At 74.3% G+C, this 23,046-nt stretch carries 19 protein-coding genes; 5 read left to right on the forward strand and 14 right to left on the reverse strand.

Translation table 11 applies throughout. The features are described from left to right. Positions 1–33 precede the first annotated feature (33 nt). The 9 genes from AC4BG9_RS00935 to AC4BG9_RS00975 form a co-directional block, all read right to left on the reverse strand. Positions 34–1,794, reverse strand: a complete 1,761-nt coding sequence (locus tag AC4BG9_RS00935) for an LpqB family beta-propeller domain-containing protein (protein WP_490569205.1) — start codon at positions 1,792–1,794, stop codon at positions 34–36. After that, positions 1,791–3,401 carry an MtrAB system histidine kinase MtrB gene (gene mtrB / locus AC4BG9_RS00940; RefSeq protein ID WP_490569206.1) on the reverse strand — a complete coding sequence of 537 codons (1,611 nt, stop codon included), beginning with the start codon at positions 3,399–3,401 and terminating at the stop codon, positions 1,791–1,793. The genes AC4BG9_RS00935 and mtrB overlap by 4 nt, the downstream gene beginning before the upstream one ends. A gap of 10 nt (positions 3,402–3,411) precedes the next feature. Beyond that, positions 3,412–4,116 carry an MtrAB system response regulator MtrA gene (gene mtrA / locus AC4BG9_RS00945; protein WP_490569207.1) on the reverse strand — a complete coding sequence of 235 codons (705 nt, stop codon included), beginning with the start codon at positions 4,114–4,116 and terminating at the stop codon, positions 3,412–3,414. 98 nt (positions 4,117–4,214) lie between these two features. After that, positions 4,215–5,645, reverse strand: a complete 1,431-nt coding sequence (ahcY, locus tag AC4BG9_RS00950) for an adenosylhomocysteinase (RefSeq protein WP_490569208.1) — start codon at positions 5,643–5,645, stop codon at positions 4,215–4,217. Between the two features lie 93 nt (positions 5,646–5,738). Then, positions 5,739–6,689: a DUF808 domain-containing protein gene (locus AC4BG9_RS00955; protein WP_490569209.1), complete on the reverse strand. Its 951-nt coding sequence runs from the start codon at positions 6,687–6,689 to the stop codon at positions 5,739–5,741. A gap of 120 nt (positions 6,690–6,809) precedes the next feature. Beyond that, the gene (locus AC4BG9_RS00960) at positions 6,810–7,847 is read right to left on the reverse strand and encodes an SIS domain-containing protein (RefSeq protein ID WP_490569210.1); all 1,038 of its coding nucleotides are present in this window, start codon (positions 7,845–7,847) and stop codon (positions 6,810–6,812) included. Positions 7,848–7,859: 12 nt separating this feature from the next. Continuing rightward, positions 7,860–8,024, reverse strand: a complete 165-nt coding sequence (locus AC4BG9_RS00965) for a Trm112 family protein (protein ID WP_490569211.1) — start codon at positions 8,022–8,024, stop codon at positions 7,860–7,862. Beyond that, positions 8,024–9,418: a phosphomannomutase/phosphoglucomutase gene (locus AC4BG9_RS00970; RefSeq protein WP_490569212.1), complete on the reverse strand. Its 1,395-nt coding sequence runs from the start codon at positions 9,416–9,418 to the stop codon at positions 8,024–8,026. Before AC4BG9_RS00970 ends, AC4BG9_RS00965 begins: the two co-directional genes overlap by 1 nt. 31 nt (positions 9,419–9,449) lie before the next feature. Beyond that, positions 9,450–9,809: a DUF3499 domain-containing protein gene (locus AC4BG9_RS00975; protein WP_490569213.1), complete on the reverse strand. Its 360-nt coding sequence runs from the start codon at positions 9,807–9,809 to the stop codon at positions 9,450–9,452. A gap of 49 nt (positions 9,810–9,858) precedes the next feature. On the opposite strand from AC4BG9_RS00975, the gene AC4BG9_RS00980 reads away from it, so the two are divergent. Continuing rightward, on the forward strand, positions 9,859–10,308 hold the full coding sequence (locus AC4BG9_RS00980; RefSeq protein ID WP_490569214.1) for a metallopeptidase family protein: 450 nt from the start codon (positions 9,859–9,861) through the stop codon (positions 10,306–10,308). 42 nt (positions 10,309–10,350) lie between these two features. On the opposite strand, the gene AC4BG9_RS00985 is transcribed toward AC4BG9_RS00980, so the two are convergent. The 3 genes from AC4BG9_RS00985 to AC4BG9_RS00995 are packed head-to-tail and all read right to left on the reverse strand — an operon-like array spanning position 10,351 to position 14,983. Next, positions 10,351–11,775 (reverse strand): DUF5719 family protein, encoded by a 1,425-nt coding sequence (locus tag AC4BG9_RS00985; protein WP_490569215.1) that lies wholly within the window; start codon positions 11,773–11,775, stop codon positions 10,351–10,353. After that, positions 11,772–14,687 carry a glycosyltransferase family 2 protein gene (locus AC4BG9_RS00990; protein WP_490569216.1) on the reverse strand — a complete coding sequence of 972 codons (2,916 nt, stop codon included), beginning with the start codon at positions 14,685–14,687 and terminating at the stop codon, positions 11,772–11,774. Before AC4BG9_RS00990 ends, AC4BG9_RS00985 begins: the two co-directional genes overlap by 4 nt. A 41-nt stretch (positions 14,688–14,728) precedes the next feature. After that, positions 14,729–14,983: a WhiB family transcriptional regulator gene (locus AC4BG9_RS00995; protein WP_181312323.1), complete on the reverse strand. Its 255-nt coding sequence runs from the start codon at positions 14,981–14,983 to the stop codon at positions 14,729–14,731. A gap of 229 nt (positions 14,984–15,212) precedes the next feature. Between AC4BG9_RS00995 and cofD the strand changes: the two genes are divergently transcribed. From cofD to AC4BG9_RS01010, 3 genes are read left to right on the forward strand one after another with little or no spacing between them, the layout of a single operon-like run. Continuing rightward, positions 15,213–16,208, forward strand: coding sequence for a 2-phospho-L-lactate transferase (gene cofD / locus AC4BG9_RS01000; protein WP_490569217.1), 996 nt, complete (start codon positions 15,213–15,215; stop codon positions 16,206–16,208). Then, positions 16,208–17,215 carry a coenzyme F420-0:L-glutamate ligase gene (gene cofE, locus AC4BG9_RS01005; RefSeq protein WP_490569218.1) on the forward strand — a complete coding sequence of 336 codons (1,008 nt, stop codon included), beginning with the start codon at positions 16,208–16,210 and terminating at the stop codon, positions 17,213–17,215. The genes cofD and cofE overlap by 1 nt, the downstream gene beginning before the upstream one ends. A gap of 59 nt (positions 17,216–17,274) precedes the next feature. Then, the gene (locus AC4BG9_RS01010; RefSeq protein ID WP_490569219.1) at positions 17,275–18,009 is read left to right on the forward strand and encodes a DUF3105 domain-containing protein; all 735 of its coding nucleotides are present in this window, start codon (positions 17,275–17,277) and stop codon (positions 18,007–18,009) included. A 28-nt stretch (positions 18,010–18,037) separates the two neighbouring features. On the opposite strand, the gene AC4BG9_RS01015 is transcribed toward AC4BG9_RS01010, so the two are convergent. Then, positions 18,038–19,162: a mannose-1-phosphate guanylyltransferase gene (locus tag AC4BG9_RS01015; RefSeq protein ID WP_490569220.1), complete on the reverse strand. Its 1,125-nt coding sequence runs from the start codon at positions 19,160–19,162 to the stop codon at positions 18,038–18,040. 38 nt (positions 19,163–19,200) lie between these two features. Between AC4BG9_RS01015 and AC4BG9_RS01020 the strand changes: the two genes are divergently transcribed. Beyond that, entirely contained in the window at positions 19,201–19,914 is a 714-nt protein-coding gene (locus AC4BG9_RS01020; protein WP_490569221.1) for a TIGR03089 family protein, read from the forward strand. A gap of 3 nt (positions 19,915–19,917) precedes the next feature. On the opposite strand, the gene AC4BG9_RS01025 is transcribed toward AC4BG9_RS01020, so the two are convergent. Continuing rightward, complete coding sequence (locus tag AC4BG9_RS01025; protein WP_490569222.1) at positions 19,918–22,785, reverse strand: FG-GAP-like repeat-containing protein; 2,868 nt, start codon at positions 22,783–22,785, stop codon at positions 19,918–19,920. Positions 22,786–23,046: the final 261 nt, after the last annotated feature.

Raw genomic sequence — 23,046 nt, forward strand, 5'->3', positions numbered from 1 at the left:
GGCCCGGGCGTCGGCCTGTGCACGGCGGGCGGCTCAGCCCACGTAGCCCAGCCAGCCCACCCGCTCGTCGAGCGGCGGGACCCGGCGGACCGGGTCCACCAGGTCGGTGACCCCGTCGACACCGACGGCGTAGAGGCCCAGCCCCCGCTCCGGCGAGCTGACCAGGGTGCCGGAACGACCCCGGATCCGCGACGTCCCCGAGGTCTCCAGGTCGCCGGGGGCGCCCTCCACGGGGACCGTGCGCACCTGGGACAGGTCGCCGGTGATGCCGCTGATCAGGGTGACCGAGGCCGGCGAGCGCCAGCCGACGTCCTTGATCCGACGGTCGGAGTCCTCACCCAGGTCGATCTCCCGGGCCCGCGTCGCCCCCAGCACCCGGCCGCTCTCGTCGTGCAGCACCCGGCTGGTGACGAGCCGGTCGCTGTTGCGCCGCCGCACCACGGCCACCAGCCGGGACCCGTCCCGGGAGACCAGGAACGCCCGGACGTCGCGCCCCGACAGCCCCGGCACGTCGACGCTGCGCTGCTCCCCCTCGAAGAGCATCCCGACCCGGGCACCGGCGGCGGTCCGGTCCACCCACCAGAGGCGGTCGGCGAAGTCCCAGCTCGGAGCGAGCAGGTCGGTGGCCCCGGAGACGATCTCCAGCGGCTCGGTCTCCATGTCCTCCACGGGGCCCAGCAGCAGCGCGGTGCCCGAGGAGGTGACGGCCGCGGCCTGCTGGGCCGAGAGGCTGATGCCGAGCGAGCGCACCTGGAGCGTCCGGGTGCCGAAGGGACCCGCGGTGGCCTCCAGCTCGTCCAGCCGGCCGCGGACCAGGAGTCCGTCGCGCAGCGCGAAGAGGTCGGAGCTGGAGCCGTGCCCGACGGGGTCGAAGCGGGTCCCGGCCGTGGGATCGATCTCCGGCTCCCCCTCGGGCAGCGGCACCGGGCGGCCGTTGAGCGTGAGCCGGAAGGCCCTGATCCGCGGCTCCTGGCGCAGCGTCCAGGCGAGCTGGGCCAGCATCTCCTCCGAGACGAGGTCCGCGGCGCGGACCCCGGGCGGGGCGTCCAGGGAGACCTCGGCCAGCCCGGCGCCGTCGATCGGCACCGAGAGGGCCAGGCTCAGGCCGGGCGGGACGGCGCTGCGCACCACCTTGTCCAGACCGGGAGTCGGGCCGGCCAGCAGGCCGCGGACCAGGGCGGTGGCGAACTGGTCGCCCCGGGGCACGTAGACCGGCTCGGGCACCAGGATCCGCCCGGTGGGGTCGAGGAAGTGCAGCGAGGCCCGCTCGAACCTGTCCTCGAACCACGAGCCCGGGACGACCATGGCGTTGGGGGCGGCATCGATGCGCCACTCCCCTCCCTCCAGCGTCACCGGGAACTCCAGCTCGGCCTCCTTGCCCTCCAGCGAGCGGGACCAGGCTCCCCGCGAGTCGTAGGACTGCCCGTCGACCAGGGGGACGGTGACCACCGTGTCGCCCCGCGCGGTGCCGAGGTCGGAGTAGGTGATGGTGCCGCCGAGCGGCTTCCAGCGCTCCTGCGCCTGGGAGGTGAGGTACTGCGCGGCCACCGGTGTCTTGATGGGGGTGGCCTTCATGGCCTCGAGGAAGCCGGCCACCACCTCGCGCGAGGACGCGCCGGGCTCGGGCGGTCGCGGGTCGTAGAAGGTGCCGGGCTCGGCGTCGCCCGCCTCGGGGTTCTGGACCTCCGCGATCGGACCCGAGACGGGCATCGACACGCACCCGCTGAGCAGCGCGACCACCACGACCAGGAGCACCGCCCCCGGCGCGCGGCGACGGGACCACGATCGGCTCACGCCGTCACCTCCTCGTCGGTCGGGACCAGCGGCAGCGGGCTGTGGCGCAGGGACTGCCCGGCGCGCCGCGGCAGGGTCAACCGGAACTGGGCACCCTCGCCGGGCCGTCCCCACGCCTGGAGCCACCCGCCGTGCAGGTGGGTGTCCTCCAGCGAGATCGCGAGCCCCAGCCCCGTGCCGCCGCTGGTCCGGGCCCGGGCCGGGTCGGCGCGCCAGAACCGGTTGAAGACCATCGCGGCCTCCCCCGGCCCCAGGCCCACCCCGTAGTCGCGCACCGTGATCGCGGCCGCCTCCTCGTCGGCGGCCACCTGGACCACGATCTCCTTGCCCTCGGCGTGGTCGATGGCGTTGGTCACCAGGTTGCGCACGATCCGCTCCACCCGCCGTACGTCGGCCTCGGCCAGGCACGGCCGTCCGGGGTCGACCACCACGACGCGGGTGCTGCGCTGCACGGCGAGCGCCTCGGTGGCCTCCGCGACCCGGTGGGCCACGTCGACGAGGTTGACGTCGTCGACCTCCAGGACGGCGGCGCCGGCGTCGAACCGGCTGATCTCCAGCAGGTCGGCCAGGAGCACCTCGAAGCGGTCGAGCTCGGTCTGCAGCAGCTCGGCCGCGCGTGCGGTGACCGGGTCGAAGTTCTCCCGACCGTCGTGGAGCACGTCGCCGGCCATCCGGACGGTGGTCAGGGGGGTGCGCAGCTCGTGGGAGACGTCGCTGACGAAGCGGCGCTGCAGACGGCTCAGCTCCTCGAGCTGGCGGATCTGGCGCTGCAGGTTGGAGGCCATCTGGTTGAAGGAGGTGGCCAGGCGCGCGAGGTCGTCCTCGCCGGTGACGCGCAGCCGCTCCTGCAGCTGCCCGGCCGCGAGCCGCTCGGCCACCTGCCGGGCCAGCCGCACCGGGGTCACCACCTGGCGGGTCACGACCCAGGCGACCACCGCCACCAGCACCACGAGCAGGGCGGCCGCTGCCAGCAGGGCGCGCGTGACCAGGGCCAGGGTGTCCTCCTGCTCCGCGAGCGGGAAGAGGTAGTAGAGGGTGTAGGTCTCGCCGTCGGCCGGCAGGGTCACCTGGGACCCCACGGCGATCCCGGGCCCGGGCTCCACCCCCGCCACCGGGCCGGTGGTCCGGATGGTGGTGTAGGTCCAGGCGGGCGCGCTGCGCTCGGCGAAGCGCGCCTCCAGCGAGCGAGGCACGCTCGACTTGTCCAGGTTCTGGGTGAACTGGGCGCCGCCTCCGGCCAGGGTGCTGCCCGAGGCGAGCGGCGCGGAGAGGATCACCGCGAACCCGCGGCTCGCCCCGCGCGCGATGATCGGCTCGATCAGGTCCTGGCGCTGGCCCGCCGCGTCGACGTCGGTGCCGGTCGCCGACGTCAGGCGGTTGCGGGCCTCGGCGGTGCCGTTGCTCGCCTCGGTGACCACCCGCTCCACCCGCCGCTCGAGCAGGCCCTCGCGGACCTGCTGGAGCAGGAACCAGCCGACCACGCCGACCACGAGCGTGGTGAGCACCAGGGTGCTCGCGACCACCCGCGCCTGGATGGAGCGACGCCAGAACGTCAGCCCTCGTCCCAGCGCCGTCGGGACCCTTCTCAGGGGACGCTCGGGTGCCATCACCGGGTCATCAGGACTTGCCGGCCTTGTAGCCCACCCCGCGGACCGTCAGCACGATCTCGGGGTTCTCCGGGTCGTGCTCCACCTTGGACCGCAGGCGCTGCACGTGGACGTTGACCAGCCGGGTGTCCGCGGCGTGGCGGTAGCCCCAGACCTGCTCGAGCAGCACCTCGCGGGTGAAGACCTGCCAGGGCTTGCGCGCCAGGCAGACCAGCAGGTCGAACTCCAGCGGCGTCAGGTTGACCGTCTCGGAGCCGCGGGTGACCGAGTGCCCGGCGACGTCGATGGCCAGGTCGCCCACGGTCAGCGTCTCCGACGGGGCGTCGTCGAAGCGGCGGACCCGCGCCCGGATCCGGGCGATCAGCTCCTTGGGCTTGAACGGCTTGACGACGTAGTCGTCGGCCCCCGACTCCAGGCCGAGCACCACGTCGATCGTGTCCCCCTTGGCCGTCAGCATCACGATGGGGACCCCGGACTCGGCGCGGATCTCCTTGCAGACGTCGATGCCGTCGCGGCCCGGCAGCATCAGGTCGAGCAGGACCAGGTCGGGGCGGTAGCTGCGGAACGCCGCCAGCGCCTCGTCGCCCCGGGTGACCATCTGGGAGTCGAAGCCCTCCTGGCGCAGCACGATGGTGAGCATCTCGGCGAGCGAGGCGTCGTCGTCGACGACCAGGACCCGTCCGCGGGCGGGCGGGTCGACGACGCGCTGGCTCATGGGGACATTGTGCCAGTCGTGGGGTGGGCCCACCGACCGGGACGCCGACGAGGGCGCCCCGGACGGGACGCCCTCACGGCGGTGCGTGACGAGGCCGCTCAGTAGCGGTACGCGTCGGACTTGTAGGGGCCCTCGACCGGGATGCCGAGGTAGTCGGCCTGGGACGGGGTCAGCTCGGTGAGCCGGACGCCCAGCGAGGCGAGGTGCAGGCGGGCGACCTCCTCGTCGAGGTGCTTGGGCAGCACGTAGACGCCGACCGGGTACTCCTCGGGCTTGCTGAAGATCTCGATCTGGCCCAGCACCTGGTTGGTGAAGGAGTTCGACATCACGAACGAGGGGTGACCGGTGGCGTTGCCCAGGTTGAGCAGGCGACCCTCGGAGAGCACGATGATCGAGTTGCCCGCGGGGAAGGTCCAGATGTCGACCTGCGGCTTGACGTTCTTGCGCACCGCGACGCCGTCGGCCTCGAGGCCGGCCATGTCGATCTCGTTGTCGAAGTGGCCGATGTTGCCCAGGATCGCGTTGTGCTTCATCTTGCGCATCTGCTCGACGGTGACGACGTCCTTGTTGCCCGTCGCGGTGACGATGATGTCGGCGACGTCCAGGACGTTGTCCAGGGTGTCGACCTGGTAGCCGTCCATCGCGGCCTGCAGCGCGCAGATGGGGTCGATCTCGGTCACGATGACCCGGGCGCCCTGGCCGCGCAGCGACTCCGCGCAGCCCTTGCCCACGTCGCCGTAGCCGCAGACCACGGCGACCTTGCCCCCGATGAGGACGTCGGTGGCCCGGTTGATGCCGTCGATGAGCGAGTGGCGGCAGCCGTACTTGTTGTCGAACTTCGACTTGGTCACCGAGTCGTTGACGTTGATGGCGGGGAAGAGGAGCGACCCGTCCTTCATCATGTCGTAGAGGCGGAGCACACCGGTGGTGGTCTCCTCCGTCACGCCCTTGATCTCGCCCGCGATGCGGGTCCAGCGGTCCTTGCTGTGGCGCAGGGACTCCTGGAGGACCTCGAAGATGATCCGCTGCTCACCGGACTGGGCCGAGGCGGGGTCCGGGGCCACCCCGGTCTTCTCCGCCTCGACACCGAGGTGGACCAGGAGGGTGGCGTCGCCGCCGTCGTCGAGGATCATGTTGGCGAACGTGTCACCGGGCCAGTCGAGGATCTGCTGGGTGCACCACCAGTACTCCTCCAGCGTCTCACCCTTCCAGGCGAAGACCGGCACCCCGGCCGGCTGCTCGACGGTGCCCTCGGGGCCCACGACGATCGCGGCGGCCGCGTGGTCCTGGGTCGAGAAGATGTTGCACGACGCCCAGCGGACCTCGGCGCCGAGGGCGACGAGGGTCTCGATCAGGACCGCGGTCTGGATCGTCATGTGGAGCGAGCCCGCGATCCGCGCGCCGGCCAGGGGCTTGGAGTCCCCGTAGCGCTCGCGCATCGCCATCAGCCCGGGCATCTCGTGCTCGGCGAGCTGGATCTCTGTGCGACCGTACTCAGCCAGGCTCAGGTCGGCGACCTTGAAGTCCATTGCTACCCCTCCGTTGCGCGTCGTGCGTGGGTCCGCACGTGCCAACGAGCGTAGGACTCCCGGTCGGGGATCACGCAATCCTCGTCGACGCCCTCAGTGCGCCGCCTTCGCCTTCGCGTGCCCGAAGGGCAGCACGTGCAGGACCGCCACCACCAACGCCCCCACGACCAGGCCGATCACGGCCGACGCCGCGGTGTTGACCAGCCAGCTCACGGCGCCCTCCAGCACCCCGACGGCCCCCGCGACCGCCTCCTCGAGGTGGTGGACCAGCTCGTAGGGCGCGTGCCAGCCGAGGTCGTCCACCCCGACCAGGAGGATGTGTCCCCCGACCCAGAGCATCGCCACGGTGCCGACGATCCCGATGGCCGTCAGCAGGCGCGGCATGCCCCGGACCAGCCCGTGGCCGACCCGTTGGGCCAGGCTGGAGGCCCGCCTGGTCAGAGCCAGGCCCACGTCGTCCATCTTGACGATGAGTGCGACCACGCCGTAGACGAGCGCGGTGATGCCGAGCGCGACCACCACCAGGATGGCCGCGCGTGCCCAGAACGACTCCTCGGCGACCTCGTTGAGCGAGATCACCATGATCTCGGCGGAGAGGATCAGGTCGGTGCGGACGGCGCCGGAGACCATCTGCTTCTCCTGCTCGGGGCCGATCTCGGTGGCCAGCGCCTCGGTGTGCTCGTCGTGGCCGGAGATCTTCTCCCAGATCTTCTCCGCGCCCTCGAAGCAGAGGTAGGTCCCGCCGAGCATCAGGATCGGTGTGAGCACCCAGGGCAGGAACTCGCTCAGCAGCAGGATGACCGGGAGGATCAGCAGGAGCTTGTTGCGCACCGAGCCGATCGCGATCTTCTTGATGATCGGCAGCTCCCGCTCCGCGGCCAGACCCTGGACGTACTGCGGGGTCACGGCGGTGTCGTCGATCACCACGCCCGCCGCCTTGGCGCTGGCCCGGCCGGCCGCGGCGCCGACGTCGTCGATCGAGGCCGCCGCCAGGCGCGCCAGGACGGCGACGTCGTCGAGCAGGGCGAAGAGGCCGCCGCTCATGCGGACCTCCGCGAGACGCGGACGCGACGACGGATCAGCTGGACCGGCGCGGCCGGGAGGGAAGATGTGCGCACCGGCGAAGAGTACCCAGTTCCCCTGGCGGGCAGTGCCGTCCGGCGCTCACTCCTCGACGAGGCCCATGCCCAGGTAGGCGGCGGCGTAGCGGCCGTGCAGCACCAGGGAGGCGTAGCGGGCGACCTCGGTGGTCGCGGTGTCGTCGCAGCTGACCGTCTCGATCCTGACGCCACGACTGCTGGCCGCGGCCTGGAGGCGGGTCCGCTCCTGGCGGGCGTGGGCCCCCTGCGTGCCGTCGTCGAGCACCAGCAGCAGCGGGCGGCGCTCGGGGGCCTCCTCGGCGAAGGGGTCGACGAAGACGTCGCGCGGCCGGGTCGCCTCGAGCACGGGCAGCAGGTGCTCGGCGTCCCCGGCGAGCGCCGAGGCCCCGGTGGCCCGACGCAGCGACTCCGCCACCCGGCGGGCGGCCCGGGCGGCCAGCACCGACCCGCCCCACACCACGGGCGAGGTGTCGGCGAGCGCGATGGCGAGCATCTTGGCCGGGTTGACGGCCAGGTCCCGGTGCGGCGAGCAGACGGTCGCCACGGCGTCCAGCGCCGCGGCCACCTCCTCGGCGTCGGCGCGGGGTCCGAGCTGGGTCCGGTCGAGGTACTCCAGGGTCACCACGGCGGCCGCGAGCTGGTCGCGGGTGGTCACCGGCAGGATGGTGGTCCAGCGGCCGGTGGCGTGCTCGGCGACCATCGACGCCGGAGGACAGGCCACCACGCACTGGGCGCCGCGCCGGGCGGCCTCGCTGACCGCCGAGGCCGAGCCCTGGTCGGAGCCCTCCGGCGCCAGCACCACCACCAGGTCCAGGCCGCCCACCCAGCCGGGGAGCCCCGGACCGGGCCACGCCACGAACGGCACGGGGCACCACGGCTCGAGCACCGCGCGCAGCAGCCGCGAGTCGGGCCCGGCGGCCACCACCGCGCGCGGCCGGCTGCCCTCCAGGGCCCGCGCCACCGCGGCGGGGAGCAGGTCGGCGGCGCCCGACGTCTCCCGGCGGACCCGGGCACCGGACTCCGCCAGCGGGCGCAGCAGCCCGTCGTGGGCCTCCAGGACCCGGGCGTCGTCGAGGCGGGACTCGTCGAACCAGGTGGTCATCGTGGCCTCCGGTCAGGCGGGCTTGCGGGCCTCGTCGAGCAGCAGCACCGGGATGTCGTCGCGCACCGGGTAGGCGTTGCCGCACCCGGAGCAGACCAGCTCGTCGCCCTGGACGCCCAGGGCGCTGTGGCAGCCCGGGCAGGCGATGATCTCGAGGAGGGCGGGGTCGATGTTCATCATGAGCTCCTGATGAGGGCGAGGACGGTGTCGCGGATCTCGGTCATGGTGGCATCGTCCTTGCCCTCGGCGTTGAGCCGGAGCAGCGGCTCGGTGTTGGAGGCGCGGACGTTGAACCACCAGTCACGGTGGGTGACGGTGAGGCCGTCGAGCTCGTCGAGCTCCACGCCCGCCGCCGCGGCGTACTGCCCGCGCAGGGCCGCGAGGACGGCGGCCTGGTCGGCGACGGTGGAGTTGATCTCGCCGCTGGCGGGATAGCGCTCGTACTCGGCGAGCAGCTCCGAGAGCGTGCCGGAGGACTCCGCCAGCGCGGCCAGCGCGTGCAGGGCGGCGAGCATCCCGGAGTCGGCGCGCCAGAAGTCGCGGAAGTAGAAGTGCCCGCTGTGCTCCCCTCCGAAGACGGCGTCGGTCTCGGCCATCGTGGCCTTGATGAAGGAGTGACCGACCCGGGTCCGCACCGGCTTGCCGCCCAGCTCGGTCACCAGCTCCGGCACCGCGCGGGAGGTGATCAGGTTGTGGATGATCGTGGCCCCCGGGTGCTTGGCCAGCTCGCGGGCCGCGATCAGCGCGGTCAGGGTCGACGGCGGCACCGCCCGCCCGCGCTCGTCGACCAGGAAGCAACGGTCGGCGTCGCCGTCGAAGGCCAGGCCCAGGTCGGCCCCGGTCTCGACCACCCGGCGCTGCAGGTCGGCCAGGTTCTCCGGCTCGATGGGGTTGGCCTCGTGGTTCGGGAAGGTGCCGTCGAGCTCGAAGTACATCGGGATCATCTCGACCTGGTCGGCGCCGATGCGGCCGAAGACCTCGGGGGCGGTCAGGCCCGCCATCCCGTTGCCGGCGTCGACGACGACCTTGAGCCGGCGTCCGCGCACCGGCGCCAGGGAGAGCAGGTGGTCGGCGTAGGCACCGAGCACGTCCTGCTCGGTGGTGGTGCCGGTGGGGGTGTCGTCGGGCACCAGGTGGGCGCCGGTGGTCGCCCGCAGCCCGACCAGGTCGCGGATCTCGGCGAGCCCGGTCTCCATGCCGATCGGCTGCGCGCCGGCGCGGCACATCTTCATGCCGTTGTACTGGGCGGGGTTGTGGCTGGCGGTGAACATCACGCCGGCGTGCCCGAGGTGGCCGGAGGCGAAGTAGAGCTGGTCGGTGGAGGCGAGCCCGATCATCACCACGTCGGCCCCGGCCCCGGCGGCGCCCTGGGCGAAGGCCTCGGCCATCCCCGGCGAGCTGGGCCGCATGTCGTGGCCCACGACCACGGTGGGGGCCTCGGTCACCAGGACGAAGGCGGCACCCGTGGCCCGGGCGAGGTCGTCGTCCAGCTGGTCCGGGACCGTGCCCCGGACGTCGTAGGCCTTGAAGATGGCGTCCAGGTTGGCGGGGTCGAGGGTGTCGGAGGACATGGGGCGCAGCCTAGCGGCTCGCGCGCGGCGCTCACTCCGTGGTCAGGACACGCAGGTGACCGCGTCGCACGCCGCGGGCCGGGTCGTCGGCGGGGTGCACCTGCGGAGCCGGCTCCGGCGGGCGGGCGGCCTCGCGCACCGCGTCGGCCAGTGCCAGCAGGTCGTCGCCCGAGGGCCCCTGGGCCGACGGGTCCGGGGCGAGCCGGAGCACCTCCCACCCACGCGGCGCCGAGAGCCGCTCGCTGTGCTGGTCGCAGAGGTCGTAGGCGTGCGGCTCGGCATAGATCGCCAGGGGCCCCAGCACCGCGGTCTGGTCGGCGTAGACGTAGGTCAGGGTCGCCGTGGCGGCACGACCGCACGCCGTGCGCGAACAACGACGGGTATGACTCACGGGTCGCACGTTACCGGCCGCGCCCAGCCGCACGGTCTAGGCTCGCGGGATGGACCCGGTCGTGCCGTCACCGTCCCCCGGGGAGCTGACCACGCGGCGCCGCACCCGGGACCGCCGCGGTCGCGGGCCCCGCGGGCCCGGCGTGCTGCGGAGCTCGCCGTCGGAACCGGCGCGCCGCACCCCCCGGCACCGCTTCGACGAGCTGGTGCTCGACGTGGTCCGGGCCGTGGAGGACCGGTGGCACGACGAGCTGGGCCTGGTCGAGTACGCCGTGGAGGACACCCCGCTGGTGCCCGACGACTGGGACGACACCGTGCCCCTCTCCTCCCTGGTCCGGGGCACCGGCACCGAACCCGCCCGGCTCGTCCTGTTCCGGCGGCCCATCGAGCACCGGTGCGAGGGCCGCGAGGAGCTGCGCGCCCTGGTGCTCACCGTGGTGGTGGAGCAGGTCGCCGAGCTGCTGGGCCGCTCCCCCGACGAGGTGGACCCCCGCGGCTAGGTCCGCCTCCGAGGCCGGCCGGCACCCGCCCGGGCGACCCGGCTAGTAGAGGCCGGGCCGGACCGCCGGGATCTCGCGGCTCACCGGCAGCTCGTGCAGCGGCCGCACGGCCAGGCCGGGCGGCCCGGTCTCCAGCGCCGCGCGGACCGGCACGCCGTCGAGCAGCAGCTCCACCGAGCGGGCCCGGGCCTCGAGCGGGACCCGGGCGGCCTGGCCCGGCTGCAGCGCCACCTGCTCGGTGCCCACCGGCCGGCCCTGGGCGTCGCTGAGCCGCACCGTCACGTCGGTGACCCGCGAGGCGCCGGCCAGCACCAGCCGCTTCGGACCGGCCGGCAGCGGCGCCGCGGCCCGGGTCAGGACCGGCTCGGCGCCCACCGCGTAGGAGAGGTCCTCGCCGGTGACCGAGCGCAGCGCCGCGGTCACCGGGTGGTCGCTGTCGAGCCGCAGGCCCACCGCGCCGCGGGCCGTGCGAGCGCCCAGCAGCCGACCCAGGTCGGTGACGGTGGTCGACCCGGGAGGGACGACGACCTCCTCGAGCCCGGTCGGCGCGAACTCGCTGCGCGGCGTGACGAGCCGGACCCGCACCAGCGCCTCGTCCGGTCCGGGGTTGGCGACCACGAGCCGGCGGGAGCCGGTGCCGCCGCCGAGGCCCAGGAGGTAGTCGGTGGTCGAGGGCGCGGCCGAGCCGGGCAGCCAGTCGGCGGTGCTGGTGCCGCCGCCCAGCTCGTCGAAGCGGTCGACCACGGCCGCCGCCAGCCGGCCTCGGGAGACCTGGACCCGCAGGGCCAGCTCGTCACGACGGGGCACCACGGCGGCGAGGTCGACGGTGGTCGTCCTGCCCCCGCGCACGGTCAGGCCGCGCAGGGCCGGCACCTCCACCGGCCCCTCCTCCCCCAGCACCGTCACGTCGGCGACGGCCGGGCCGCCGTCGGGGTTGACCAGGACGAGCTCGGAGCGGCTCTCGGCCCCCGCGCCCACGCCGGTGAACCACCGCTCGGCCGCGGGGGCCAGGCACTCCACTCCCGCGCCGGCGCCGCTGCGCACGGCGACCAGGCCGGGCGCGCCACCGCCCTCGCCCTGCAGCACCACGTGGTCGCGCTCGCGCAGCGTGACCACCCGGCCCGGCGTGGGGTCGAGCTCGTCGTCGCGACCGCGCACCCGCAGGGCCGCCTCGCCCGCCGGGTCGGCCTCGTCCGAGCCGGTGCCGGCCACCGTGGCGGCGACCTCCTCGCTGCCGCTCAGGGCGGGCGGACAGACGACCGAGACCCGGGTGAGGGGTGCGGAGGCCGGGTCCCGGCCCGGGTCCTCGGTGGGGGCCGGGTCGACCAGGGCGAGGGCGCCGACGGTGAGCACGGGGACCAGCATCGCCAGCAGGGTGGTCGAGCTGATCGACCGCTCGCGCGGCTCCGCGACGCGGCGCCGGGTGCCGGGGGTGCGTGAGGCGGGCTGGTGGGGGTCCTGCGTCATGAGCGCTGCCTCCTTCCGGCGAGCGTGGGGGCGGCGAGGACGAGCGCGACCAGGACGGCCACGGCCTGGACGACGAGCAGCACCACGCGCCCCGCGGTGACCCGGCTCTCCACGGCGGAGGCGTCCAGCGGGCGGTCGACCCGCCAGGCGCGGGTGCGGCGGTCCTCGGCGCTGGCCTGCACCAGCCCGGAGACCGCGTCCAGCTCGGCGGCGACCCGCCCGTCGGCCGGCGCGGCGAGCACGACGTACTCGATGCCGTGGGCGGCCAGGGCGGCGACGTCGGCGGGTGCGGGGCTGGAGGCGAGCGCGGTGACCGTGCGGGTCATCGACTCGTCCTCGTCGGCGAGGCTGAGCACCTCGTCCTCCCCGACGGTGACTCCGTCGCCGCGGCGCACCCGGTAGCTCAGGCCGGTGTCGACCGAGCCGCGCAGCACCAGCACGCCGTGCTCGTCGCCGGTCAGGGAGCTCTGGGCCATGTAGGCCGGGACCGACTCGACGACGTCGGCGCCGAAGGAGTCCTCGGCGTCCACCACCCACCAGGCCAGGCCGCCGAGCGGGACCGCGGCGGCGGTCACCGCGACCGCGCCGGCCAGCGCCCGCTGCCACCAGGGGTGCCGGGAGACGAGCCGGCGCGTCCACGCCTCGGCGCCCAGCACCGTGGCGACCACGGCCACCCCTTGGAGCACCACCACGAAGAAGCCGAGACTCGGCGGCGTCGAGGTGGCGGGCAGTCGCAGCGTCAGGAACCCCAGCACGGCCACCACCACGGCGGCCGCCAGCGCGATCACCCAGCAGATGGTGACCGGGACGCGGGTCAGCCGCGGCGCGATGGCCAGCACCGCGAAGACGCCGATCGGCGCCCCCAGCCACCAGGGCGCGCCGAGGTCGCCCAGCCGTCCGGTCAGCAGGTCGGTGAAGCCCGCCTCGGCCAGCGGCAGCCGCCCGGCCTCCAGCAGCAGGCCCGTGCCGGAGCCGGTCAGCAGCAGCGGCAGCAGCCACGGGAGCAGCAGCACCGGCACCACGCCGAGGGCCAGCGCCGGCGGCCCCCAGGCGGACCGGTCGCGGAGCAGGCGGGGGCTGATCGCGAAGCCGGCGGCCACCACGATGCCCGCGGCGAGCAGCCCGAAGAGCCAGACCCCGGGCACGAAGGCGGCGGCCAGGGCCAGCAGCAGACCGGTCCGCCAGGCCGCGCGCCAGCGCCGGTCGGGCTCGGGGTCGGCGAAGCCGAGGGCGGCGTGGGCGATCCACGGCAGGAGCCCGGCCAGCACGACCGTCCCGAAGCGTCCCTCGCCCCACGCCCCCGAGGTGGCCGGCACCAGGGCGTAGGTGGCCGCCCCCCAGGCCAGGACCCACTGCGGCAGCCCCGCGGGGTCGACCAGGCGGCCCACCACCCGCAGGAAGCGCCAGGCCCCCCACAACGACAGGGGGACGGCCAGAAGCATCACGGCGCTGACCACGGCACCCGCGCTGCCGCCCAGCACGGTGCCGAGCAGCGCGAACACGGCCACGTAGGCCGGCGCCGGGACGTCGGTGCCGGTGCCCAGGGGGTGCCGGGTCTCGACGTAGAGGCGCCACCAGTCCCCCACCGAGGCGGGCACCGGGGAGAGCGCACCGCCCTGGATCTCCCCCAGGGCGGCACGGGCCGCGACCAGTGCCAGCACCACGAAGAGGGTCAACGAGACCGCGCGGGGGTTCGTCAGGAAGCGGACCACCAGGCCGGTGTCCTCGAAGAGCTCCTCGTCGTCCTCGCCCGGCGGGCCCGGCTGGCCGGACCGGTCAGCGGGGCGGGACGCGTCCCGCCCCGACGCCACCGCACCCGGGTCGTCGGTGCGGGCGGCCCGGCGCCGCTCCGCGACGTCCTGGGCCTGCCCGACCAGGGCCCCGAGGAGGTCGGAGAGGAAGTCCAGACCGTGCCGGTAGGGCACCCACCACGGGGCGAGCAGGCGGCGTACGTCGCGCGGCCGCACGCCGTGCTCCCGCGCACGCCGCCGGCGGGCGTCGCGGATCTGGCCGGGGCGGCCGTAGACGTTGACCAGCGCGGCCAGCTCGTCGAGGGCCTCGCCCACCGAGCGGACCAGCAGGAACCCGAGGACCCGCAGCAGGGTGCCGAGGAGGAGCCGCACGACCTGCCAGGGCAGGCGCCGCGACTCCACGTTGGCCAGCAGGGTGAACAGCGCCGCCCGCCGCTCCTGGTAGTGCGTGTGCCGCCCGGTCAGCGGCGTCCGGCGGATGCCGCGGTGCGCGGCCTCGGCGTGGAAGACCACCGCCTGCGGGACCACCAGGGTGCGCAGGCCGGCGCGCGCCGCCCGCCAGCCGAAGTCCATGTCGTTGCCGAACATCGGCAGCGCCTCGTCGAGACCGCCGAGCCGCTCGAGCGCCTCACGGCGCACCAGCATGCCGGCGGTGTTGACCGCGAGCACCTCGCGCACCTGGTCGTGCTGACCCTGGTCGTACTCGCCGCGCTCGAGGCCGGTCTCGCGCCGGCCGGTGCCGGAGATGGTGACGCCGAGCTCGAGCAGGCGGCGCAGCGAGGGCCACTCGCGCAGCTTCGGCCCGAGGACCTGGGCGTCGGGGTGCTCCTCGGCCGCCGCGACCAGGGCGGCGAGAGCGTCGGGGTCGGGGGCCGAGTCGTCGTGCAGCAGCCAGATCCACTCGTCGTGGTTCTCCTCCGCCACCGGCGGGAGGTGCTCGAGGGCGAGGCGGACGGCGGCGGGGTAGGAGGTGGAGCCGGGCGCGGCGACGACCGCGGTCTCGGAGAAGGCGTCGCGGACCAGCTGGGCGGACTGGTCCTTGCTGCCGGTGTCGACCGCGATGCCCCGGTCGACGGGACGGCGCTGGCGACGCACACCGCGGAGCACCCCCGGGAGCCACCTCTCCCCGTCATGGCTGACGAGGACGGCGGAGACGATCACCGGGGCAGCCTAACCACCGCCCGATGAGCGGCGGACCAGGGTCAGACGGCCCGCTTCTTCAGCTTGCGCCGCTCGCGCTCGGAGAGCCCTCCCCAGATGCCGAAGCGCTCGTCGTTCATCAGTGCGTACTCGAGACAGTCGTTGCGGACGTCACAGGTCAGACAGACCTTCTTGGCCTCGCGGGTGGAACCCCCCTTCTCGGGGAAGAACGCCTCCGGGTCGGTCTGCGCGCAGAGCGCGCGATCCTGCCAGCCCATCTCCTCGGCGTCGGAATCAAGGAGAAACAGTTCTCGCATACGCCCTCGCCTCTCGACCCTGCAGGCCCTGCCGGACCCGTGTTGCTTTCCGCGTCCCCGGGCAGTGTGCCCGAGATCTCACGTCGTGAACCTGAATGAATAACACTGTGGGAATTACATGCCTGTCGTACCGCGGAAGTCAAGCCCGGCCGTGTTATATCGGGTCGATCCGGGGGGCCTGACCAGACCACCTGTCCGGGCTGCGAACCTTACGGGCGAAGATGTGTCCATGCGCAACATCACGGTGCTCTCCGGTGGTATGGGCGGAGCCCGCTTCCTCCAGGGCCTCAAGCACGGCCTCGCGGCCGGGACCATCCCAGGAGTGTCGCCGGAGGCGAGCGTGACGGTCGTCGGCAACACCGCCGACGACCTGTGGCTGCACGGCCTCAAGGTCTGCCCCGACCTCGACACCGTGATGTACACCCTCGGCGACGGCATCGACGCGGAGCGGGGCTGGGGCCGCAGGGACGAGACCTGGAGCGTCAAGGAGGAGCTCGCCGCCTACGGCGTGGAGCCGACCTGGTTCGGGCTCGGCGACCGGGACGTCGCCACCCACCTGGTGCGCACCCAGATGCTGGAGGCCGGCTACCCGCTCTCCGCCGTGACCGAGGCGCTGTGCCGGCGGTGGCAGCCCGGCGTCCGGCTGCTGCCGATGACCGACGACCGGGTCGAGACCCACGTGGCGATCGCCGACCCACAGGCGCCCAGCGGGCGTCGGGTCGTCCACTTCCAGGAGTACTGGGTGCGCCTGCGCGCCGAGGTGCCGGCCGAGGCGCTGCTCTTCGTGGGGCTCGACGCCGCCACCCCCGCGCCGGGGGTGCTGGAGGCGATCGCCGAGGCCGACCTGGTGCTGCTGCCCCCGTCGAACCCGGTGGTCTCCCTGGGCACCATCCTCGGGGTCCCGGGGGTCCGCGAGGCGCTGGCCGCCGCGACCGCCCCCGTGGTGGGGCTCTCCCCCGTCGTGGCGGGCAGCCACGTGCGCGGGATGGCCGAGCAGCTGCTCCGGTCGGTGGGGGTCGAGGTCAGCGCGGGTGCGGTGGGCCTGCACTACGGCGCCCGCAGCGCGGGGGGCGTGCTGGACGGGTGGCTGGTCGACGAGCGGGACGCCGACCAGGTCGCGACCACCCAGCAGGCCGGCCTGCCCACCCGGGCGGTGCCGCTGATGATGACCTCGCCCGAGGCGACGGCCGCGATGGTCGCCGCCGCGGTCGACCTGGTGGGCTGATGGCGGCCTCCGGACGCCTCGAGGTGGTCGCGCCCGACGGGGTCGGCGAGATCGCGCCCGGCACGGACCTGGCCGCCCTGCTGGTCCGCCTGCTGGCCGGTCTGGACTCCCCGGTGCGCGACGGCGACGTGGTGGTGGTGACCAGCAAGATCGTGAGCAAGGCCGAGGGCCGGCTGGTCGACGCCGCCGAGCACGCGGCGGCGCTGGAGGCCGAGACGGTCCGGACGGTGGCCAGCCGCGGGGCGACCCGGATCGTGCGCAGCCGGCTCGGTCTGGTGATGGCCGCGGCCGGCATCGACCGCTCCAACGTGCCCGCGGGCAGCATCGCCCTCCTCCCGGTGGACCCGGACGCGTCCGCGGCGCGGTTGCGCCGGCGCCTGCACGAGGCACTGGGCGTCAACGTGGCCGTGCTGGTCACCGACACCGCGGGCCGGGCGTGGCGCGAGGGGCAGACCGACATCGCGATCGGCGTCGCCGGCCTCGAGCCCCTCGAGAGCCACGTGGGGCGGGTCGACGCCCACGGGCACGAGCTCGCGGTCACCGCCCCCGCCGTGGCCGACGAGCTGGCCGGCGCGGTCGAGCTGGCCCAGGGCAAGCTGGGCGGCCGGCCGGTGGCCCTGGTCCGCGGGCGGCCCGACCTGGTCCTGCCGGCCGGGGTCGACGGCCCCGGCGCCCGGGCCCTGCAGCGGCCGGTGCGCGGCGACATGTTCGGCCTCGGGACGCGCGAGGCGGTGGTGGCGGCCCTGCTCGGCGACCCCGAGGACCGGACCGTCTTCGGTGCGCCCGCCGACGTGGCCGAGCTGACGGGCGTGCTGCGCCGCCTCGACCCCGGCGTCGAGGTGACCCCCGAGGGGGCCGACGGGGCGGGCCCTCACCGGGTCCGGCTGCCGGCCGGGGTCTCGCGGAGCGCTGTGGCCGCCCTCTGCTTCAGCCACGGCTGGGACCTCGCGGAGTGGGCCCCGGACGCGGATCGAGCCGTCGCTCGCATCTCGCCCGCGGTTCCGTAGACTGCACGCCGACCCGCCCCCCGGTGGGTCGCCGAAGACGAGACGAGGACGCCCCCGACGTGGCCAACAAGGACAAGACGAGCCGACAGGCCGTCATCGACGACATCCGCAAGCAGCAGAAGTCGGCCGAGCGCCGCAAGGGCAACGCCATCGTGGTCGGCGCCGTGCTGGCGGGCCTGCTGATCATCGGATCCGCCGTCTGGGCGGCCACCGGCGACTCCCGGGAGCTGCGCGAGTTCAAGGACCAGGCCGTGGGCGAGATCGGCGCCCCGGCGTCCTCCTGCCAGGAGGTCGAGACCAAGAAGGCCAGCGGGAGCCAGGACCACGTCCCCGAGGGCACTCCCCTGACGTACGAGGACGCCCCGCCCGCGTTCGGCCAGCACTACGACATCTGGGACTCCATCGACCGGAAGTTCTACACCGACGACCGCCCGGACCTCGGCGAGCTCGTGCACAACCTCGAGCACGGCTACACGCTGATGTGGTACGACGAGACGATCGCCGACGACGAGGAGCAGATGAAGACGCTGCGCGGCATCGCCAGCAAGTTCGAGAACGACGAGAACCTGCGCAACAAGTTCAAGGCCGTGCCGTGGCGTGACGAGGACGGCGGCAAGTTCCCCGAGGGCCAGCACATCGCCATGACCCACTGGTCGATCGGCGGCGCCGGCAACCAGGACCCGGAGAAGCAGGTCGGCGTGTGGCAGTACTGCTCGGAGCCGAGCGGCGAGGCCCTGGAGAAGTTCATGCTCGACTACCCCTACATGGACTCCCCGGAGCCCGACGCGATCTGAGGCACCGCACCGTTCCGGCCGGAACGGCTCAGGTCAGCTCGTCGTGGCCGTCCTCCTGGAGGGCGGCCACGATGCTCTTCACCTCCTGCGCCCGCTCCCGCGAGGTGACCAGGAGGGCGTCCCCGGTGTCGACCACGACCACGTCGTCGAGACCGATGACCGCGACGGTCCGCCCGCCCGCCGGCACCACCAGGCCTGAGCTGTCGATCGCGCGGACCAGGGCGTCGTCCCCGAGCACGGTGACCCCACCGCTCGCCGCGCCGGCGCCGAGCAGGTCGCCGAGGGAGGCGAAGTCGCCCACGTCGTCCCAGCCGAAGCGGCCGGCCACCACCGCGACCCGGCCCGCGGCGGCCGCGGGCTCCGCGACGGCGTGGTCGATCGCGATCCGGGGCAGCGTGGGCCACACCTCCCCCAGCGTGGCGGGCGCGGCGGCGATCCCGCGCAGGGCGGCGGCGAACGCCGGGTCCTGCTCGGCGAGCAGGTCGAGCAGCACCGACGGCCGGACCACGAACATCCCGGCGTTCCAGCGGTAGCCGTCGGCGACGTAGCGGGTGGCGACGTCGAGGGTGGGCTTCTCCACGAACTCGGCGACCCGCCTGGCCTCGAGACCGGGCAGCGGCTCGCCCGCGCGCACGTAGCCGAAGCCCGTGGCGGGGTGCGTCGCCTCGATCCCGATGGTCACCAGCCAGCCCTCGCGGGCGGCGGCGTGCGCCTGCGCCACGGCGGTGCCGAAGGCCTCCTCGTCGGTGATCACGTGGTCGGCGGCGAAGGAGCCCATCACCGCGTCGGGGTCGCGCAGCTCCAGGAGCGCCGCGGCCAGCCCGATGGCGGCCATCGAGTCCCGCGCCGACGGCTCGGCCACGACGTCGGCGGGGCCGAGGTCGGGCAGCTGGGCGAGCACGGCGTCGCGGTGGGCCTGCCCGGTGACCACCAGCGCCCGCCCCTGGGTCAGCGGGGTCAGCCGGTCCAGGGTGTCCTGGAGCAGGGTCCGCCCCGAGCCGGTCAGGTCGAGGAGGAACTTCGGCGCCCGGCGCCGCGACAACGGCCACAGCCGGGTGCCCGCTCCCCCGGCCGGCACCACCGCCCAGAACCCGTCGAGGGAGGCGGCGGGGCGCGCCGCCCGGTCCGGGAGGGGCTGCGGTGACTGGGTCATGGCGGGAGGCTAGACGACCCGGCGCCTAGGCTGGCGCGGTGCCCACCTTCAACGACGTGCTGGCCCGGCAGCTGCGACGCGACCCCGGACGTCCGCTCGTCACCTTCTACGACCACCTCACCGGGGAGCGCGTCGAGCTCTCGGTGACCACCTACGCCAACTGGGTGGCCAAGGTCGCCGGGCTGCTGGCCGACGAGTGCGACCTCGAGCGCGGGCAGCGGCTCCGCGTCGACCTGCCCCCGCACTGGCTGGGCCCGGTCTTCCTGGGAGCCGCCTGGACGGTGGGCCTGGTCGTGGTCGCCGACGAGCCGGCCGACGCGGTGGTCTGCGGCCCGGGGAGCCTCCCGGCGTACGCCGACACAGCGCGGGACCGCCCGGTCCTGGCCTGCAGCCTGCGCCCGCTCGGCGTCCGTTTCGCCGACCCGTTGCCGGCGGGGGTGATCGACGTGGGCGTGGAGGTGTGGGCCCAGCCCGACGGGTTCACCCCCTACGACCCGCCGCAGCCCCAGGACGAGGCCGTCCCCGGGGTGAGCCAGGACCAGCTGATGACGGCGGCCGCCGCCGGGAGTCTCCTCTCCGACGGCGGCCGCCTCCTCACGGTGGCGAACCCGACTTCCCCATCAGGTCTGGCCACCTTCACCGAGCCGTTGGCCCGGGGAGGGTCTGTGGTGCTGGTGGCCGAGGCGGACCCCGGCCGCCTGGCCGCGACCGCCGACGACGAGCGCGTCACCGACGTGCACGAGGCCGGGTGAGCCTCAGCCCGCCAGGTCGTAGCCCCCGAGGCCCTCGCCGAGCAGCCGCAGGCCGCGCAGGCCCTTCGCGCTGCCGTTGATGAGGTAGAGCCGGCCGGTGGCCGCCTCGCGGACCACCAGGTCGGTCCGCGGCCCCAGCTGGGCGTCGGCGATCGGGACCTGCCAGTCGTAGGCGCTCAGGTCGTAGGACGGGTTGGAGCGGGCTGCCAGCCGGAGCGCGGCCCGGCTCAGGCCGGTGGCCGCCACCGGCTCGAGGTAGCCCCCGGCCCCCTGCCCGCGGTAGAGGAGCGCCTGCCCGCCGGCGGGCGTCCGCATCAGGTCGGGGTAGCCGTCACCGGTGACGTCGCCGACCGCCTCGACCGCCTCGCCCGCGGGCCAGCCGCTCCCCAGCAGCACCGGGGCCGCGAGCTGTCCCTGGCCGTTCCCGCGGCGGAGCAGGAGCCCGCCGTCGCCCTCGCGGGTGAGGACGTCGCCGAACCCGTCGCCGTCCCAGTCGCCGGCGTTGATCAGCAGGTTGGAGCCGGAGAGGTCGGCGCCGGTGTCGATCGGGCTGCCGAGGTCGAAGCTGCCGCGGTTGGGCACCACGACCAGCGCGGGGCCCCGCCGGGCGACCAGGTCCGGGGCGGTGCCGTCGACGACCTGCACGGCGCTCATGCCGCTGAGCCGGGGCAGGTTGGCCATCGGGCCCTGCGGCTGTCCGAAGGAGCCGTTCCCGAGGCCGGGCAGCACGTAGACCGCGCCGGAGCGCTTGCGGGCGACCAGGTCGGCCCGCCCGTCACCGGTGAAGTCGGCGCCGCCGACCAGCTGGTTGTAGCCCGACCAGTCGCCCGGGGTCCGGCGGGCCTTGCCGAAGGTGGCCGGACCGGTCCCGAGCCGGGTCCAGACCACGCCCTTCTTGTCGCGGCCCAGGAGGTCGGGACGTCCGTCGGTGTTGATGTCACCGACCCCGATCAGCCTGGTGTAGCGCCCCCATGAACGCCCCAGACTGACCCGGGTGAATCCCGACTTCGCGGTCCCGAGGAAGGCGACCGCCTGCCTGCTGCCCCGCACGACCGCCACGAGGTCGTTGCGCCCGTCCCCGTTGGTGTCGCCCACCGCGGTGAGCATGCGCACGTCGCGCATGGTCTTGACGGTACGCACGGACTTCTTGAACCCGCCGGTGCCGTTGCCGGGCCTGATCTTGCCGCCCTTGCGAGAGGTCACCACCAGGTCGGCCACGCCGTCGCCGGTGAGGTCGGGCGAGGCCACGACGTCGGTCGGTCCCCGCCAGCCCTTCTTGAAGACCGTCAGCGTGCGGTTGAACGCCGCCAGGCCGCCGGTCGGGAGGACGAACCCCCGGCCGTCGCTGGCCCGGCGCACGACCAGGTCGGGGTGGGCGGTGCCGGCCAGGTTGGAGCTCAGCGGGGCCTCGTGGAACTCCTCCGGCGGCGCCGGGGGCGCGGTGGGCGGTGCCGGGGCGGCCGCGGCGGCCGCCGTGCGGATCGCCGGGAGCTGGGCGTAGAGGTAGCGGCCCGGGCAGGCGGTGCTGCCGGCGTCGCGGTGGCCGTTGATGGCGGGGAAGACCTTCTTGCCGACCTGCTGCGAGGTCGAGGCGGGGTTGACGCCGTGCAGGCCGAGCTTCCAGCCGAAGAGCTGGCCGTAGGCGGCGATCATCTCCGGGGTGGGCTGCACGAGCTCGAAGTTGCCGATCGCCGACATGGCGAAGGAGTAGTCGTTGTAGCCGAGGGTGTGCGCCCCGACCACCGCCTTGTCGACGCCGCCGTAGCGGCCCTCCCAGATGCGGCCGAAGCGGTCGACGAGGAAGTTGTAGCCGATGTCGCTCCAGCCCCGGGACTTCACGTGGTAGGCGTAGATGCTGCGCAGGATGCCAGGCACCTCGTCGGCGGTGTAGTCGTTGGCGTTGACCGTGTGGTGGACGAAGCCGGCGCTGATCGAGCCGTAGCGCAGCGAGGACTTGCTGCGGATCTTCTCGTTGGCGCCCCACTGGGCCCGGGAGAAGATGGTGGGCATCGCGGCGTTCTTCCGGGCGGCCTGCAGGGCGATGGCCCCGTCGCCGTCGGTCGTCGCAGCCTCGCCGCCGTCGGTCGTGGCGGTCCCCCCGGCGGCAGCGCCCCCGGTGCCGAGCTCGGGAGTCTCCTCGCGGACCTCCTCGGCCTCGCCCGGGTCGATGACGGCCAGCGACAGGTCGCCGGGCAGTCCGTCCTCGGCGCCCGCGCGGACCTGGACCTCCTCCACGTCGCCGACGATCAGCGGGTCGGTGCCGGGGCGCGCGGAGCGTGCGTCGGGGCTGCCGGGCTCGGGGGCGTGGTCGTCGTGGAACTCCAGCTCGGTCCAGTCACTCCAGCCCTCGCCCTCCCGGGTGCGCACCTCGAGGGTCAGGTCGTGGTCGGAGACGGCCGACTCCGGGGACCAGGTGACCCCGACGGCGCCGTAGCCCTCCACCGGGGCCGCCACCACGGCGGTCTCGGCGGTGCCCGCGGGCTCGGTGGGCTCGGTGGGCTCGGTGGGCTCGGTGGGCTCGGTGGGCTCGGTGGGCTCGGTGGGCTCGGTGGGCTCGGCCGGCTCGGTGGCGCCGTCGGCGGCCAGCGACTCGGGGACCCCGGGCCCGGTCGGCTCGCTCCCCTGCGAGGCGCGCGGCGCGGCGTCGGCCTCGGCCGGCTCCAGCGCGTACTCGGTGACCTCGGGGTCGACCGCCTCCGTGGGCACCTCGGCGGAGGCGAGGACGGCGCTGGACGCGCCTCCCGGTGAGGGAGGCTGGGAGACCACGTCCAGGCTCATCACACTGGCGGCGGGTGTCAGGACGGCGAGCACCACGCCGAGGGCCAGCAGCTGCTGGCAGGCGGTGATGAAGCGGGCGTGAGTCGAATGCATTCTTGGCTACTCCAGTGCGGGGGAAGGTCACACGAGTAGCAAGTTTCACATCCGTCACAGGGGTGACGGCAAGTGGAACTGAGTAACTACAACGTTGTAATTTCCAGTCGCCACGCCGACGTTCTTCAAGTTTGTCAATTCGTCACGAGTAAAACCACCAGAAACATGAGTCACACCAGCCCCAGCACGCCTGGCACGGCGAGCGGCCCGACCGACCGGGCTAGACGGCTGGGAAGGGTGGTGCGGACGACGACTCCGACC

This window comes from Nocardioides sp. Z40_12 (assembly GCF_058215795.1).

Excerpts from the sequence above, each read along its gene's own strand:
- mtrB (WP_490569206.1), bottom strand. The coding sequence starts at position 3,401 with ATGGCACCCGAGCGTCCCCTGAGAAGGGTCCCGACGGCGCTGGGACGA.
- mtrA (WP_490569207.1), bottom strand. The coding sequence starts at position 4,116 with ATGAGCCAGCGCGTCGTCGACCCGCCCGCCCGCGGACGGGTCCTGGTC.
- ahcY (WP_490569208.1), bottom strand. The coding sequence starts at position 5,645 with ATGGACTTCAAGGTCGCCGACCTGAGCCTGGCTGAGTACGGTCGCACA.
- AC4BG9_RS00955 (WP_490569209.1), bottom strand. The coding sequence starts at position 6,689 with ATGAGCGGCGGCCTCTTCGCCCTGCTCGACGACGTCGCCGTCCTGGCG.
- AC4BG9_RS00960 (WP_490569210.1), bottom strand. The coding sequence starts at position 7,847 with ATGACCACCTGGTTCGACGAGTCCCGCCTCGACGACGCCCGGGTCCTG.
- AC4BG9_RS00965 (WP_490569211.1), bottom strand. The coding sequence starts at position 8,024 with ATGAACATCGACCCCGCCCTCCTCGAGATCATCGCCTGCCCGGGCTGC.
- AC4BG9_RS00970 (WP_490569212.1), bottom strand. The coding sequence starts at position 9,418 with ATGTCCTCCGACACCCTCGACCCCGCCAACCTGGACGCCATCTTCAAG.
- AC4BG9_RS00980 (WP_490569214.1), top strand. The coding sequence starts at position 9,859 with ATGGACCCGGTCGTGCCGTCACCGTCCCCCGGGGAGCTGACCACGCGG.
- AC4BG9_RS00985 (WP_490569215.1), bottom strand. The coding sequence starts at position 11,775 with ATGACGCAGGACCCCCACCAGCCCGCCTCACGCACCCCCGGCACCCGG.
- AC4BG9_RS00995 (WP_181312323.1), bottom strand. The coding sequence starts at position 14,983 with ATGCGAGAACTGTTTCTCCTTGATTCCGACGCCGAGGAGATGGGCTGG.
- cofD (WP_490569217.1), top strand. The coding sequence starts at position 15,213 with ATGCGCAACATCACGGTGCTCTCCGGTGGTATGGGCGGAGCCCGCTTC.
- cofE (WP_490569218.1), top strand. The coding sequence starts at position 16,208 with ATGGCGGCCTCCGGACGCCTCGAGGTGGTCGCGCCCGACGGGGTCGGC.
- AC4BG9_RS01015 (WP_490569220.1), bottom strand. The coding sequence starts at position 19,162 with ATGACCCAGTCACCGCAGCCCCTCCCGGACCGGGCGGCGCGCCCCGCC.
- AC4BG9_RS01025 (WP_490569222.1), bottom strand. The coding sequence starts at position 22,785 with ATGCATTCGACTCACGCCCGCTTCATCACCGCCTGCCAGCAGCTGCTG.